Raw genomic sequence first — 15,357 nt, forward strand, 5'->3', positions numbered from 1 at the left:
AATTGGCGGCCTTTTTTGTTTGCGCCACTTCGAGACACCTGAGCACGATCCAGATGACATCAATCTGACAGACCGACAGTGTTCTTGTGTTATGTAAAGTAGGATTTTCCTAGCGGCGACTAGGGCACCTCACAGCAAGGTTACGACGCAATGGCATCCATAGCGGTTTACAGTGTGAAAGGCGGGGTCGGAAAAACGACCTTTGCGGTCAACCTCGCATGGTGCGCGGCAAGCATTTCCCGGCGCGAGACTCTTTTGTGGGACTTGGATGCATCCAACGGTTCTGGGTTTCTAATGGGCATCGACCCCAAGAAGAAACGCAACGCGGAAAGCGTTTTCGATCTTGACCGGACACCCAGGAAACTGATCCGAAAGACCGATTATCCCAACCTTCATTTGCTTCCCGCAGATGAGAGTATTCGTTCTCTTGATCGCCAATTCAGTCGGATCGGCAAGAGAAAGCGTCTTGCCAAAATCGCTGCCGGGCTTCGCAAGGACTACGACCGGATCATCTTTGATTGCCCTCCAGTTTTGAACGAGGTTAGCGCGCAAGTAATGCGGGTCGCCGATTTGGTAATTGTCCCCCTTCCCCCATCGCCGCTTTCCACTAGGGCGTTGAAGCAAGTGGTCGAGGAAGTGAAAGGCTCTGGTAAAAGCCACCCGCCCATTCTCCCTGTTATGTCGATGATCGACATGCGGCGAAATCTGCACAAAGACGCACGCGCAGCCAATCCGAAATGGCCCGTGATCCCGCTTGCGAGCGCGGTCGAACAGTGCGCCGTTGAGCAAAAACCAGTGGGTGTCTTCGCACCTCGATCGCCAGCTGCACGCGCATTCGCTCAGCTATGGACAGCAATAGAGCGAAAGCTTGCGAAAGGCTGAAACAGCGGTCCAATCCAAACACTTTCCCGACTTAGACTTCTTTGGCAAAACGCCCGCTATGCCTATAGTGCAACGCTGCGCAAAAACGAGGGTGCATTGAATGAGCGAGATTGCCGAGGGTCTTGGCGGGGTGATGGAAGGAGCGCTTTCCGGGCGCGCGGTTGAACCTGCGGACGGCGAAAGCAAAGGCGGCGTGACACAATTCCAGCCCGAAGAATGTGCGAATTGCGGGGCGATGGTCACCACCACTTTTTGCCCGCAATGCGGCCAGAAACGCAAAGTGCATCGCTCGCTCGCCGTTATCGGACACGACCTGATTCACGGGGTTCTTCATCTGGATGGCAAATTCTGGCTCACGCTCCCCCTGCTGGTCTTTAAACCGGGCAAACTGACGCGTCGCTATATCAATGGTGAGCGCGCCAAATTTGTTAGTCCCATGGCGATGTTCTTGTTCAGCGTCTTTGCCATGTTCGCAATTTTCCAGATGTTGGGTCTTTCGGCCCCGATCGATCTAGAAGGGGATGCGAGCGCTCAGCTGACCGCTCTGGTTGAATCCGAGCGTGAAAACGTGGCCCAGAAGATCGAGCAGATCGACGCTGAACTGGCTTCTGACGATCTGGACCAAGCGCAGCGAATTGAATCGGGAATTGAGCGCGAGCAGCTCGAAACAGATTTGACCGCACTGGACAACCGAGGGCGGAATCTAACGCGCTGGTTGACCTCAGGAAATCCTAGCTTTCTTAACGACTTGGCAACCCAAGGGAAGCTCCAGATTGCGGATGCCAAAGAGCACCTTAACTCTTTACCTGCAGGGTCGGAGGAGTATCGCGATCTGGCAGCAGAAATTGCCTCTGCTGAAAAGGGGTTGGCAGACCTCGCAGAATTCAGGCCTGTGGCGCAAGAGTCAGATCCCTTCATAGAGGAGGATCTAACGGTCTCTTTTGTGCAAACAGGAGTCGAGCCGTTGGACGCGTTCTTAGCTAAGTGGAACAAGAACCCCAGTCTGATGCTCTATAAGCTGCAGGCCAATGGCTATAAATTCAGCTGGTTGCTTATACCGCTCTCAATACCATTCGTTTGGCTTGTCTTCGCCTGGAAACGGCGCTTCAAGGCTTATGATCATGCGATCTTCGTGACTTATTCACTGAGCTTCATGTCTCTCTTGTTCATTGCAGTATCGCTGGCAGGGAGCTTTGGAGCGCCGGTGCCTCTTGTGGTGCTTCCGCTCCTGATCATCCCGCCCGTGCACCTCTATAAGCAGCTGCGGGGCACCTATGAGATAGGCCAGTTCTCAGCATTGTGGCGCCTTTTGCTCTTGAGCATATTCATTTGGATTGTCTTGATCCTGTTCTTACAGGCCTTGCTTTTGCTCGGCGCGTTCTAAGGACTACTGGACGACGCGAAAAAGGGGCGTCAGATTTCTCTGACGCCCCTTTCCCATTTGGGAAAATTGAAGAGATTAGGCCCCTTGAGGAGCCTCGCCACTCGAGCCACCAAAACGCTTGCCCGCTTTGGGAACCGCAGAGCCTTGAACCGGTTTAACGGCGCTCGGACCCTTGGGTTCATCAGGACGATCGATCTTACCATCCTTCATAAGCGCATCGATTTCCTCACCGGTGAGAGTTTCATATTCAAGCAAAGCTTGAGCGAGCAGGTGAAGCTTGTCCTCTTGCTCTTTGAGAATCTCTTCAGCGCGCTTGAGGCCGGATTCGACCAGATCCTTGATCTCAGCATCAATGAGCTTGTTTGTTTCCGCTCCCCGCATCAAACGCGAGGTCTGGCCCATTCCAAGATAGCCTTCTTGACTTTCCTCAAACTGAAGCGGGCCAAGCTTGTCGGACATGCCCCATTGTGTAACCATATTGCGCGCAAGGCTGGTCGCATACTGGATATCGCCGGATGCGCCGCTGGAGACTTTATCGTAACCAAAGATGATGTCCTCAGCCACACGGCCACCCATAGCAACAGCAAGGTTCGCATGCATTTTGTCGCGGTGGTAGGAATAGCTATCACGCTCAGGCAAGCGCATCACCATACCCAGCGCGCGGCCGCGTGGGATGATCGTCGCCTTGTGGATCGGATCAGATGCCGGCTCATTCAAAGAGACAAGCGCGTGGCCAGCTTCGTGATAAGCGGTCATCTTCTTCTCGTCCTCGGTCATAACCATAGACCGGCGTTCTGCGCCCATCATGACCTTGTCTTTGGCGTCTTCGAACTCTTGCATTGCGACAAGACGCTTGTTCCGGCGCGCAGCTAAGAGCGCTGCTTCGTTCACTAGGTTTGCCAAGTCCGCACCTGAGAAACCCGGTGTGCCGCGTGCGATCGTGCGCGGATTCACATCAGGAGCAAGCGGGGCTTTCTTCATATGAACGCCGAGGATTTTCTCACGGCCTTCGATATCAGGGATAGGCACAACAACCTGACGGTCGAAACGGCCCGGGCGCAGCAACGCAGGGTCCAGAACATCGGGACGGTTGGTCGCAGCGATAATGATAATGCCTTCATTAGCCTCAAATCCGTCCATCTCGACCAGAAGCTGATTCAGCGTCTGCTCGCGTTCGTCGTTTGAGTTACCAAGACCATGGCCACGTGAGCGTCCAACGGCGTCAATCTCATCTATGAACACGATGCACGGACTGCTTTTCTTGGCCTGCTCGAACATGTCGCGCACACGGCTTGCCCCTACTCCGACGAACATTTCCACAAAATCGGAACCGGAGATCGTAAAGAATGGCACGCCAGCTTCGCCAGCGATTGCGCGGGCAAGAAGCGTCTTACCTGTACCCGGGGAACCAACGAGCAATGCCCCTTTCGGGATTTGACCGCCGAGCTTGGAAAAGCGCGTTGGATCTTTCAAAAACTCAACAATCTCTTCGAGTTCTTCACGCGCTTCATCAATACCCGCAACGTCGTCAAATGTGACGCGGCCCTGACGTTCCGTGAGCATTTTGGCTTTCGATTTGCCAAAACCCATGGCGCCGCCACCGCCGCCTTTTTGCATCTGGCGTAAAGCAAAGAACGCAATGCCGAGAATAAGAATGAACGGAAGGGCCTGGATCAGAATGACGAGCAACAAGCTTGTTTGCTCAGGCGCTTTGCCCGTGAAGCGCACTTCATTGTCTTCTAGCAAAGTAGTGATCTGCGTATCGCTTGCCACCGGTACAGTGCTAAATGTCTCGCCGCTATTGAGGGTGCCAGTGATCAAATCTTCGCCAAGAGCGACCTCTTTGACAGAACCAGCAGCCACTTGATCACGGAAATCAGAATAGGCAATTTGTTCGCCAACGGGTTGCCCGCCCCCATTGAACAAGGAAACAACAAGCAACAGCGCCATAAATATGCCGCCCCAGATCATCAGTTGTTTCACCCACGGGTTTTGGCCTTCAGGAGGCTGCTCGTTGGGATCGTTTTGGTCGTTCATTCGGATCGATTCCTTATCTACCCTCACAATGTAGGATAGGTCACGTGAATCGCAAGCTAATGCGTATTCGCCCACAGCTCCGAAATTCTCGCACACTCAGATGCAGAAAATCGATCATCTGGCAGCGTTTATTTCGCGCCGTACGCAGCAGGCACAAGCGGAGAAAGGGCTGCCGGAGCCACAGGTGCCGCCCCGCGAGCACGAATTGTGCTGTGGCAAGCCTTAGGCGGTGATGCGCCGACTCGGTCCGAACGGCCTCCAGAGGCTTAGGCGTCGCTTTTCTTCAGCAGCGCAAAACGCTCGCACCGGCACACAACTTCATCGCGTTGATTGATTAGCTCGTGAATGAACGTCACCACCCCCGCCTCAGGACGCGATTTGCTGGACCTGAGTTCCTTGACTTCGCTTTCGGCGCGCAATGTGTCGCCGATAAACACGGGCTTGGGTGTTACCACTTTATCAAAGCCCAAATTGGCGACCAACGTTCCAAGCGTCGTGTCTCCCACTGACAGACCCACGAGGAGAGAAAAGGTGAAGGTCGAATTCACCAGAATTTGCCCGAATCCACTTTCCTTCGCCGCTTCTACGTCAAGATGAAGCGGCTGAGGGTTGTGAGTCATGGTCGAAAACAACAGATTGTCCGTTTCGGTAACGGTTCGACGGATTTCGTGGCTCAGCCTCTCACCGACTTTCCAGTCGTCAAAGAATTTACCTGCCATGTTTCACTCTCCTGCAAGCCAGCTTTTGACGATTGCATCGCCATTGTCGGCGCTTGACCGCACCGCCCCTGGAGTGCGGCTAAAACGCGGAGCGGGAGCAGGATGGGTTTGCCCTTCATGCTCAACATAGGCTCCACGGGCTTTCATATGCGGATGGTTGGGCGCATCATCGAGACCTACAACCGGTCCATAGCAAACATCTGTGCCTTCAAGAATTTCGTTCCATTCGCTTTGCGTCTTCGTCTTGAACAAAGTTGTCAGTCTTTCGGCGTAGTCCGCCCAGTTTGCCGGGTTCATCTGGCCTTCTGCGAGGTCAGGTACGCCCGCACGTTGGACCAACTCTGCATAAAACTGCGGTTCAATCGACCCGAGCGAAATTTCTTTGCCGTCTGAACATTCATAGCATTGGTAAAAGTGCGCACCGCCGCCGAGCATCCCAGTGCCGCGTTCGTTCGTTCGGATCATCCCGTGGCGCTGGCCAAAGAAGAAACTCATCAGGCTGGTGACGCCGTCAACAATAGCTGCATCGACGACTTGTCCTTTACCGGATCGTTCCCGCTCATAAAGCGCCGCCAAAATACCAAAAGCGCAGTACATTGAGCCGCCGCCAAAATCACCGATCAGGTTTTGTGGCGGAATGGGCACTTCGCCTTTTCGCCCGACCGCGTCCAATGCACCGGTGATGGCGATATAGTTGATGTCGTGCCCTGCTGCCTTGGCGAGCGGGCCATCTTGGCCCCAGCCCGTCAGGCGCGCATAAACAAGACCCGGATTGCGCTCCAAAAGCTCGTCAGGTCCAAGCCCCAACCGCTCCATCACGCCTGGGCGAAGGCACTCGATAAGCACATCTGCCTTGCTTGCAGCTTGACGGCAAAAGGAAACGCCCTCCTCACTCTTCAAATCCACCATAACCCTGTGACGCGCACGTTCGACCACGGGGTTCATCACCGCGCCGCCGGGACGATCAATCCGCACAACTTCTGCACCAAGGTCAGCCAATAGCATTCCGACATGCGGGCCCGGACCGATCCCAGCAAACTCCATAACTTTGAGTCCAGCAAGCGGGCCAGATGAGGTGGTCATTTCAATTATCTCCAATCCCAAAGCGCATTTGTCTTGTGTCGGGCAAGCTGTGTGGCCCTAACCCCGCAGAAGAGCAAGGCCACACATTCGAAAGCCTTGGGCCGATCACTGGCTTGAACATTGACACTCATCACAATTGCGAAATAGGGCGCAAAGCAAGTTTGAGAACTCCACGGGATTATCGAAAGCACATGACAAGATCGAACCGCAAGGTTCTGGCAATCGCCTCTGGTGGCGGGCATTGGGAACAACTCATGCTGCTTCGCGATACGCTGGGCAATTATGATGTGCGCTTTGCAACGACCGACCCTTTGATTGCTGAGCAGCGCGGTATTTTGGACGCCGAGACATTGCCCGATTGCAATCAGAACACGCCCTTCAAGGCTATCCTTTGCGCTATGACTGCGATCAAGATCATTCTTAAGCATCGCCCACACATTGTACTTTCGACAGGGGCAGCACCGGGATATTTCTGCCTGCTTGCTGGCCGATTGCTTGGTGCACGTACGCTGTGGATTGATAGCGTTGCGAATGGAGAGCAACTTTCCATGTGCGGCAAACTATCCAAACGCACTGCGCACCAATGCCTGACCCAATGGGAACATCTGGCTGACGGTAATGACGTCAAATATCGCGGAGCGGTGCTGTGATCCTAGTTACCGTCGGCATGCAACTGGGCTTTGATCGGTTGATCGAGGCCGTAGATAAGCTTGCGCCCGATTTGGGCATGGAAGTAATCGCCCAGACCGGCAAAGGTACATACCAGCCAAAGAACATGGTAGCACGCGAAAACATCGCGCCAGCCGAGTTTGAAAACTTGGTTCAAGAAAGCCAATTAATCATAAGTCACGCTGGCATTGGAACAGTCCTCACTGCACAGCGGCTTTCTAAGCCGATTTTGCTTTTCCCACGGCGTTTTGACCATGGAGAACACCGCAATGACCATCAAGTGGCGACTGTCCAAAACTTAAGAGGTCGAGCTGGTTTGCTCGTTGCAATGGACGAAGCTGAGCTTGCAGCAAAAATCGCTGAAGGTTTGGCCTTAACATCTGCAAGGCCGCAAATGTCCTCCACGGCCAAGCAACTTCGCAGTGCGATTGCTGAGTTCATCGAAAACGGCGAGCTTTAGCAGGCGTTCGCAACGCATTTTACTTACGCTGATTTCGCTTGCCCCTTATCACACTCACATAGAACAAAGCTGCGCCCAATACGGCCAGGCTTGAACCGATGTCGCCTACCCAGTTGAGTTTGAGTGGTCCGCAATCGATCACAGACTACCCGCTTCGCAACCAAACTATGCTGGCGCTTGCCGCTTTTGGGCTGGTTGTGCTTGTGCGCTTTGCCCTACCGCGAGCGGAGGTTAAACCATGATCGGCCGCGTGATCTGGTTCGCACTTCTGATCGGAGCCGCCGTCATTACTATCGGCGTCCAGCTGGATCGTGAGGCACGGAAGACACCGGCCCTAGCACTCGAAGTTCCAGAACCGTTCCGCTCAGGAGCCCAACCTAGAATCGTAGCATTAGCAATTGATGCGGGTGCTTCAGAAATGGCCGTCTCTCAAGCGCAGAAACTCGTTAGGCGCCGGCCAGTGCCCGCTCGGCACCTACGTTTGTTGGCGCAGGCCCAATTCACAGCTGGCGACAATGAAGCTAGCGGCCTTGCAATCCAATATGCAGCTCAACGAGGCTGGCGCGATCCGTTGGCTCAAGAGGCCATGATGCAAATCGCCCTCGCTGCCAGTAACCGGTCGGAAGCAGCACGGCGTTTTGCTGCGCTTTTCCTAAGAGGCGGCACTGATCGCGCATCGCTTGAACAATCCGGCAAAGTGGTCTTCCCAGAAGAGCACGGTGAAGAAAGAAGGGTCTTTGCGCAAATCGTCTCTGGTGGTGAAAGGTGGCACAACGCTTTTCTCACACGCGGCGCCCGTGTCATGCCCGCTGATGCATTCGTCGAGATTATTGAGATTAGCGCCAAGGACGGTACCAATTTCTCATGCTCGGCCTTGCGTCAGGCACAAAAGGTTATTGAGGGGAAAGATCAAACTTTGGGCGAGCGGTTATCGATAGTGCTGCAATCACAATGCTAACCAATTGCAATGCAGCAATTGAGAATATCTGACCTTTAAACTCACACAATCGCGCGAGGTATAAGGCCGCGTTGGCAGGCTCAATGGGAAGCCTTGCGAACTGTTACCAGTCATCGTTGAGGTGCGAACTCAAATGCGTCTTTGATCGCTTGCAACATGGGTTTGGGTCTGAGCAATTCATCGAATGGGTGACCGCGCAATAGTTGACCGTCTTTTCGACGTCGCGGTTTTGGGTAGCTTTTACGGTTCATATAACTGTGCTTGTCCGCGAGAGACCACACCAGCACCTCGCGCACATTTGGAAAGCTCAAAGTTAGATCGAGATAGCCCTTGGTATGCGCCGCTACCTCGGCGTCGCGCAATTCCGGACTGCTGGCTGATATATTTCGGTCGCTGCAATCTAATTCGGTCAATAACACGTCGACACCCATCGCCTGCACCTCCTCAAGAAAGTGCCGCCATGCGACCTCATCACGTTGTCGAGCGATTGTCTTGCCAATGTGGCTTTGAATCCCAAGAGCATGAATGGGAGTCCCACGTGACAAGCGACGCTCTAGCAAACGCAAAACTCCGTTGCGGTGAGTGCCGTCCATCTCCCAGCTCATAGTTTCGTTATAGACGAGCCGAGCTTGCGGAAGCCTTGTGTGGAGGATTTGAAATGCAAGATCCAAGAAACGATCCCCCAAGAGTCTCTTGAAATGCGTTTCACGCAGCTCGCCTGTGGTGGGATCAACGGCTTCGTTCATTGCGTCCCAAGACACGATATGGGGGAACTCCCGAGCAATAAACGCCCCACGTCGCCACATATGACGGGTAAGCTCTTGCGATTCGTTGGCTCTTAGCAAGGTAGCGATTTTCACCAACCAATCTGGCATTCGATCATGATGGTTCCACACAAAACAATGCCCGCGCATCCTCCGGTCATGTTGCTGAGCAAATTGCGTCAACCAGTGTGCTTCGTCCGTCACATACTGGTTTCGAACGGGTTCCAAATACTGCCACTTGAGCGCGTTCTCGCCGACCAATGTGTCACAATGGGTGAGCGCCAATTCTTCATACTGCCGATCTGCCAAGGCTTTGCGAGAAACGGCGCATCCAAACCGAATGCCGCGTGATCTTGCCAATTGCGAAAGCGATGTTGATTGCTTGGCTAGTCCACAAGAGGGCATCGTAGATGAGATGACACCGCCTGTTACAACTTTTAACATGTTCCTACGGTTCATGTGGTGTTTTTCTGTTATAAGCAGCAAAATTACATTCCTGTTTAGTCGATCAGGATCGCTAGTTAACCGAGATTAAAGCTCAGTTGATCTGGAAAATCACGTAGTTCAGCGTGAATACACCTCGATTTCTATACATCAGCCAAAGTGCAACGGTACGGAATGGGTTGCCATGGCCAAATCAATGAATGGGACATCTAAATGGACATTATCGTATTTGGAGGAGACGGTTTTTGCGGTTGGCCGACTGCATTACATCTTTCGGCAGCAGGGCATAATGTCACAATTGCAGACAATCTGTCCCGGCGCTCAATCGATAAAGAACTGAAGGTTCAAAGTCTCACGCCGATCGCAAGCATCGAAGAGCGTGCCCAGGCTTGGAAAGAGGTGACTGGAAAGGTCATCGATTTCGCATTGCTTGATATCGCAAGAGAAACGGAATCGCTTAACGAACTGTTGTTGCGGATCAATCCGCAAGCTGTCGTGCACTTTGCTGAACAGCGCGCCGCGCCTTACTCGATGCGAGGCCCCACGCAAAAACGATACACGGTCGACAACAATGTTGGCGGGACACATAACCTCCTCGTCGCATTGGCGGAGCATGCTCCTAATGCGCATTTGGTCCACCTCGGCACGATGGGTGTCTACGGTTATAGCGGGAACGGCTTCTCGATCCCGGAGGGCTATATCGATGTTGAAGTCCGCGACGATCATGGTGACGCGCATGTGAGGGAGATCCTGTTCCCCACAAAGCCCGGCAGCGTTTATCATATGACCAAATCACTCGATCAGTTGATGTTCCAATTCTATGCGCAGAACGATGGTATAAAGATAACGGATCTCCATCAGGGCATAGTCTGGGATACGCAGACTGAGGAAACTAAGTTGGATCCAAGGCTGGTCAATCGGTTTGACTATGATGGTGAGTATGGGACGGTTTTGAACCGCTTTCTGGTTGAGGCCGCGGTTGGTCACCCATTAACAGTTCATGGCACGGGCGGCCAAACGCGGGCTTTCATCAACATTCAGGATACGGTTCGGTGTATCGAGCTGGCCATCAAAGCGCCGCCGCGCAGGGGCGATAAGGTGAAGATATTGAACCAGATCGCGGAAACACTGAGCGTCATCGATTTGGCAAAACTGGTGGCAAGCCGGACAGGTGCAGAAATTGAGTTCGTCCCAAATCCTCGCGCAGAAGCTGCTGAAAATGAACTGGTCGTCAGCAACGCAACATTCCGTGGGCTGGGCCTTGATCCGATTTTGCTCGACAGCGCCAATCTTCAAGGAACAATTGCGCTTTCCAAGATGCATAAGCATCGGGTTGATTTTGCAAGCATTCCTGCCAAGTCTGCTTGGAACCGTGAGCGCGAACAAGAGTTGAGTGACGCCGCACAAACCAGGAAATTGGTCGCTTAAGGCAAGCGAATAATGGAACACAGGGGACTTTAATCCATGCGACTTGCAGGACTAGGACTATTGGCATTGGTGTTGATCGGGATATTGATTTTCCTCGGTCAGAGCGGCGCATTTGACAACGCGTGGGACAGAACGGTGGCGGATGACAGGCCTCAGTTTGACGATGGCGATCAGACGGTTCTGGCCAGTCTTGATACAGATGGAAGCGGTGTTTTTGCTGCTCCCGTTATCCAAGATACGCCGTTGATATTGTCGGGCTTGCCTTCGTATTCGAACCTTGAATTTCGGCTGCCCGTCGATGCTCGACCTGTTTCGGGCGATCTCATCCTGTCGTTCAACAGCTTGGTTGCTGGGGGCGTAGAAGGGGTTTTGCGTGTTAACATCAACGGGGTGAAACGCGCTGACTACCTTCTGAACGAAGGCGAAAAAAGCGACCAATTGCAAGTTCAATTGACACCAGAAGAACTGACGTCGGGCGTCCTTTCGGTCGGCCTGAGCTTACAAGGGCGCGGTCCAATCGCGGAATGCACAACCGATGATGCCATTGCCGCGGTCGTGAATGTTGATGGCTCCAGCGGGTTGCGCCTCGCCCTATCAGAAGCGCCAAACTCGCCGCGGGACTTGCTCGCCTTGTGGGGTGACCGGGTGCCGATTGATTGGAACGGTGACTTGACCGGCAATGACGCATCGTCCGCGCTGCTTGCAGCTTCGGTCCTCCAAGACAAAGGTTATCGCCCGATTTTCGCAGACGAAGGCGTCTCTTTGGATGAATTGCTGGATCTAGCTGGCAATGCATCAGAGCGGAAGCATTTCACCATTCCGGCGACCTATCCAATCGCGCTTTCCAGCGATCCTGCCAATCAGGGTCAACGCCGTTTCACTCGCCGTACGAACTGGCGATATGCATATGATGGCAATGACCTTCCCGATGGCCGCCTGCCTGGCGCGCTTGATCTTAGGTTGCAGGTTGGTCCCGCTACGTCCGCGTTGCAACGCGACATTGCGGTCTCAATCAACAACCGGCTGCTCTATTCCAATCGCATTGGCAGCGATGTCAGCAGAGTGAATCAATCGATTGCCATACCGGCCGAGTTCCAAGGCCAATCCAACGCCATCGATATCTCTGTCGCAGCCTATGACGCGGATGATCTGCGTTGCGGAGACATCGCCCAATCCGTGGCAGAGCTTTTGCCGGAGACTGTATTGCGTTCTGGGGAACCTGGCACAGATAGCGAACTGGATCGATTGAGCGCACTACTGACCAGCGCGGGCAGTGCCACGCTTTCGGCAGATGGCCTTTCTGCACCTGACGCAAGAGCTGCGACAGTGCTTCTGTCGAACCTTAATCCGGACACTTGGGCAGTGAGTGACAATGCTAACTCCGCTGACATCCATGTAGCCAGCAATGGAGAAGTGGCTTCCAATATTGCTTTGAAAGAAGGCCGTGCGGGTTGGATTGTATTCCTGCGGCAGGAGCCCGGCGAACGAATTGTTGCCCATCGATTGGGTTCTGGGGTTTTGCCTGACATCCCTGGGGTCGCTTTGTTGGTCAGCGTCATCAATCAACCGTCGCAAGTGTCCGCTCCAGCGACTGCGCGATGAACCCAACGCAAGATAGCACAATCCGCAAGTCGATTGACTATCGCTCCATCGATAGTCAGCCCGAAGGCCTGTCAGTCAAAGTCTCAACAATGCGAGCGCCGGCTTTGTTGTTAACATTTGGCATTTTGTCGGTCGTGCAATTGTGGCTTTTTCAAGCTGGTACCTTTGACTGGCTGTTCCCGCAGAGAGACTATGTTTTTGCCCCCTATTCCGGTGAGCATTCGATCGCAATCCGAACCTATGTGATTTCGTTTTATATCTCCTTCTCGATCTATGCATCGGGCAAGATTTCTGCGCGGATCAAGTTCGCGGCAGATCTCGTTCTCAGGTTTCTCGCGATATGCGCGCTCTTGGATTTGACCAATTCAGCGTTTCTATCGCTTCTAGGCATCCCCTATCCGCTAACCTTAGTTCAGATTTTTGCTGGACTGATCGGGTTTGCGCTGTTCTCTTTGATGCTGGTGGAGCGCGGTGCCATGCCTGAGCCCAAACATGTTCGAACCGGCGAACAGGAAAACCTGCGCATGTTTCTGCGCTTTCTGGCGATCGCAACAATCTCTGGATTTATCTCTGGGTTTATCGGCTCTTTGAATAGCCCGGTGATTGATGGCATGCGAGAGCTGACCCTGCTCGGAGGGATTGGGCCGGGTGTCTTTCTTTTCCTGCCGATGCTGTTCCTGCTGCTGTACATAGTCGGCGTAATCGAACGGGCGATTTCTGCTGCGAAGGACTTTTCAGCCCCCGTCAGCGTGATTGTTCCCGCCTTTAATGAAGAGCACATCATAGGCGAGACCATCCGCCACATTGATGAAGCAGCTCGGCACCTGTCTGAGCCGGTTGAATTGCTTGTGATGGACAATGGCTCGCAAGATTCCACTGCAAAGGTGGCACAAGATGCCATTGACGCAGCACAGGCGGTTGATGGCCGGGTGATCCATGTCGCTACTCCGGGAAAGGCCTTCGCTCTCAATCGAGCTGTTGAAGAGGCTAAACACGAATTGATCCTGCGGATCGACGCCGACACTCAAATCAATCCAGACTCAATCGATCTTGCAATACAGAATTTTCATGACCCGCACATTGGCGTGGTCGGCGGTGTCCCACTGCCTCCGGGTGGCGGGCTGTTTGACCGCGCGCGGCTGGTGGAAGTACTGCTTAAGCATGGCTACTACGCCCCAGCGTTAAGCGCGTTTTGGGGATTGATCGGTGTACCCGGGATGTTTGCACTTTACCGTGCGGAGGCTCTGCACCAGGCTGGCCCCTTTGCCACTGGCATGAACGGCGAAGACACTGACATGTCTTTTCGGATTTCAGAGCTGGGCTATCACGCGATTGTCGACCAAAGGGTTAAGTATGTGTCTGAGGTTCCTGCAACCGTCGCACATATGCGGGAGCAGCGCATGCGGTGGTTCCGGTCAGTTTATCACGTCACCGCGCGCGCCAAAAATACCTTGGTGAACCGGAGCCTAAGTGTTCGCGCCAAACTTGTGCTTCCCTATATGCTGCTCAACTCGGCGCGGCGCGCGATGATGGTCCCCATCTTGATTTTTGGACTGTTCCAACTTTTGACTGACACCGGCACCGACAACGTTTTGGTGTGGCAGTCCATCATCGCTGTTTTGGTTGGCGCACCTGCGCTGGTTGCTTTTTTTGCGATCATTATCAACCGAGAATGGATCGCGCTGCTTGGCATGCCAGAGTATTTTGCCTTTCGGGCATTGCGGGCTTGGTACACTCTGGAATCGGTTCTTTCGATCCGGATACGTGGGTCAGCAAGCCCAATTACTCAAAAATCAACAATCGAAAGACCAGGAACGGTTCAATGACACTGCCCCCCAAACTCAACGAGACAGTGTTCGTTCTTTCGGCCTTTTTTGCGCACTCTTCCGTAATGGCGCAATCCGCAGATGATCCCTTTGTTCTTGAGCTTGAAACCTATGGTGGGCGCTCCGTCGTTCCGCCCGACATTGTCGAAAACGATGTTGATCAAGAACGTCTGGAAGGCGTCATCGGCGGTGCTCTGCTGGGGAGTTACCGGATCGATGATACCCGAATATTCGGCAGCATTGGAGCAGAAGTCTTTCCAACCGATAGCTTGTTTAATCGTTATTCATTCACTGTCGGAGCCAGCCAAGATATCCCGCTAACAGACGGTGGACGTGTGCGGTTGCGATTGGGCGGTACGGCCGACCATGTCATTGGCGATGAGGGCAGGGTTTTCACCCGTGGCCGTGCGGATTCCCAGCTAATCTATCGGCATGGCGATGGTCATACGAGTGTTGGACGGTTTCGCTATGGCTACCGTGATCAAAGCGAGGAGCGCTTCACCGGTTTTGATCAAACTGAGCTGCTTGGCGAACTGCGCCACACCTACCGCCCGCAAGGGAGCAACACTTCGCTAAGCATTGCTGCATTCGTCCTCGACATTGATGCCGATGACGATCGTTTCAGTTTTCAAGGTTTGGGCGTGAGAGTGCTTGCCCAGACACCTTTGAGCGATGATTTCACGGGCTTCGCGCGTGCCTCTTACCTTAACCGCGACTACGAAGATGACTTTAGCCAGGCTTTCCCTCTTGCGCGCGATGACAACGTTTGGCGCATCAGTGGTGGTTTGGAACGCCGCGTTTCAAGCTCGCTCATAATGTTTGGTGAATTGGGTTATATCGACCACTCTTCCAACATTCCCACTCGTGATTTTGGAGGCGTGATCGGGCGTGTAGGCATTCGAGCTAAGCTCGATTGATTGCCGGAATGATCACGTGTTCCTATCAATCGCAAATATCCATTTCCGCTCTCATCTTCAGTCATTAAGCGAAGGTGTGATTTAAGCCGCTAGTTGAGTAACGGCTTTCAGTCGGTCGAGTGAGGAAATTAGACCTTCATTCAAGTCGCAGAGGGTGGCAACGGTCAAGTACCAAGCCCTGCGT

Annotated in this window: 13 protein-coding genes; 9 read left to right on the forward strand and 4 right to left on the reverse strand. The window is 53.5% G+C overall.

Annotated elements, in window-relative coordinates:
• Window positions 1–150: 150 nt before the first annotated feature.
• Window positions 151–882 (forward strand): ParA family protein, encoded by a 732-nt coding sequence (locus tag ABJ205_RS12000; RefSeq protein WP_348156085.1) that lies wholly within the window; start codon window positions 151–153, stop codon window positions 880–882.
• 100 nt (window positions 883–982) lie between these two features.
• Complete coding sequence (locus ABJ205_RS12005; RefSeq protein WP_348156087.1) at window positions 983–2,266, forward strand: DUF3667 domain-containing protein; 1,284 nt, start codon at window positions 983–985, stop codon at window positions 2,264–2,266.
• 75 nt (window positions 2,267–2,341) lie between these two features.
• Here ABJ205_RS12005 and ftsH read toward each other — a convergent pair whose 3' ends face one another.
• The 3 genes from ftsH to ABJ205_RS12020 all read right to left on the reverse strand — a co-directional run bounded on the left by ftsH (window position 2,342) and on the right by ABJ205_RS12020 (window position 6,105).
• Window positions 2,342–4,303 carry an ATP-dependent zinc metalloprotease FtsH gene (gene ftsH, locus ABJ205_RS12010; RefSeq protein WP_348156090.1) on the reverse strand — a complete coding sequence of 654 codons (1,962 nt, stop codon included), beginning with the start codon at window positions 4,301–4,303 and terminating at the stop codon, window positions 2,342–2,344.
• 266 nt (window positions 4,304–4,569) lie between these two features.
• Window positions 4,570–5,022 (reverse strand): MaoC family dehydratase, encoded by a 453-nt coding sequence (locus ABJ205_RS12015; protein ID WP_348156093.1) that lies wholly within the window; start codon window positions 5,020–5,022, stop codon window positions 4,570–4,572.
• Between the two features lie 3 nt (window positions 5,023–5,025).
• Window positions 5,026–6,105, reverse strand: a complete 1,080-nt coding sequence (locus ABJ205_RS12020; RefSeq protein WP_348156095.1) for a CaiB/BaiF CoA-transferase family protein — start codon at window positions 6,103–6,105, stop codon at window positions 5,026–5,028.
• 191 nt (window positions 6,106–6,296) lie between these two features.
• Between ABJ205_RS12020 and ABJ205_RS12025 the strand changes: the two genes are divergently transcribed.
• The 3 genes from ABJ205_RS12025 to ABJ205_RS12035 all read left to right on the forward strand — a co-directional run bounded on the left by ABJ205_RS12025 (window position 6,297) and on the right by ABJ205_RS12035 (window position 8,192).
• Window positions 6,297–6,755, forward strand: coding sequence for a glucuronosyltransferase (locus ABJ205_RS12025; protein ID WP_348156098.1), 459 nt, complete (start codon window positions 6,297–6,299; stop codon window positions 6,753–6,755).
• On the forward strand, window positions 6,752–7,234 hold the full coding sequence (locus ABJ205_RS12030) for a glycosyltransferase (RefSeq protein ID WP_348156101.1): 483 nt from the start codon (window positions 6,752–6,754) through the stop codon (window positions 7,232–7,234). Before ABJ205_RS12025 ends, ABJ205_RS12030 begins: the two co-directional genes overlap by 4 nt.
• A 238-nt stretch (window positions 7,235–7,472) precedes the next feature.
• Complete coding sequence (locus ABJ205_RS12035) at window positions 7,473–8,192, forward strand: hypothetical protein (RefSeq protein ID WP_348156103.1); 720 nt, start codon at window positions 7,473–7,475, stop codon at window positions 8,190–8,192.
• Between the two features lie 110 nt (window positions 8,193–8,302).
• Here ABJ205_RS12035 and ABJ205_RS12040 read toward each other — a convergent pair whose 3' ends face one another.
• Window positions 8,303–9,415, reverse strand: a complete 1,113-nt coding sequence (locus tag ABJ205_RS12040; protein WP_348156106.1) for an endo-1,4-beta-xylanase — start codon at window positions 9,413–9,415, stop codon at window positions 8,303–8,305.
• Between the two features lie 198 nt (window positions 9,416–9,613).
• Here ABJ205_RS12040 and ABJ205_RS12045 point away from each other — a divergent pair, with 198 nt between their 5' ends.
• From ABJ205_RS12045 to ABJ205_RS12060, 4 genes are read left to right on the forward strand one after another with little or no spacing between them, the layout of a single operon-like run.
• A complete protein-coding gene (locus ABJ205_RS12045; protein WP_348156109.1) occupies window positions 9,614–10,828 on the forward strand; it encodes an NAD-dependent epimerase/dehydratase family protein in 1,215 nt (404 codons plus the stop codon).
• Window positions 10,829–10,864: 36 nt separating this feature from the next.
• Entirely contained in the window at window positions 10,865–12,430 is a 1,566-nt protein-coding gene (locus tag ABJ205_RS12050; RefSeq protein ID WP_348156111.1) for a hypothetical protein, read from the forward strand.
• Entirely contained in the window at window positions 12,427–14,256 is a 1,830-nt protein-coding gene (locus ABJ205_RS12055) for a glycosyltransferase family 2 protein (protein WP_348156113.1), read from the forward strand. The genes ABJ205_RS12050 and ABJ205_RS12055 overlap by 4 nt, the downstream gene beginning before the upstream one ends.
• Window positions 14,253–15,173 carry a hypothetical protein gene (locus ABJ205_RS12060; protein WP_348156116.1) on the forward strand — a complete coding sequence of 307 codons (921 nt, stop codon included), beginning with the start codon at window positions 14,253–14,255 and terminating at the stop codon, window positions 15,171–15,173. The genes ABJ205_RS12055 and ABJ205_RS12060 overlap by 4 nt, the downstream gene beginning before the upstream one ends.
• Window positions 15,174–15,357: the final 184 nt, after the last annotated feature.

The sequence above is a fragment of the Erythrobacter sp. genome (genome assembly GCF_039988855.1).
Classification (GTDB): domain Bacteria; phylum Pseudomonadota; class Alphaproteobacteria; order Sphingomonadales; family Sphingomonadaceae; genus Erythrobacter.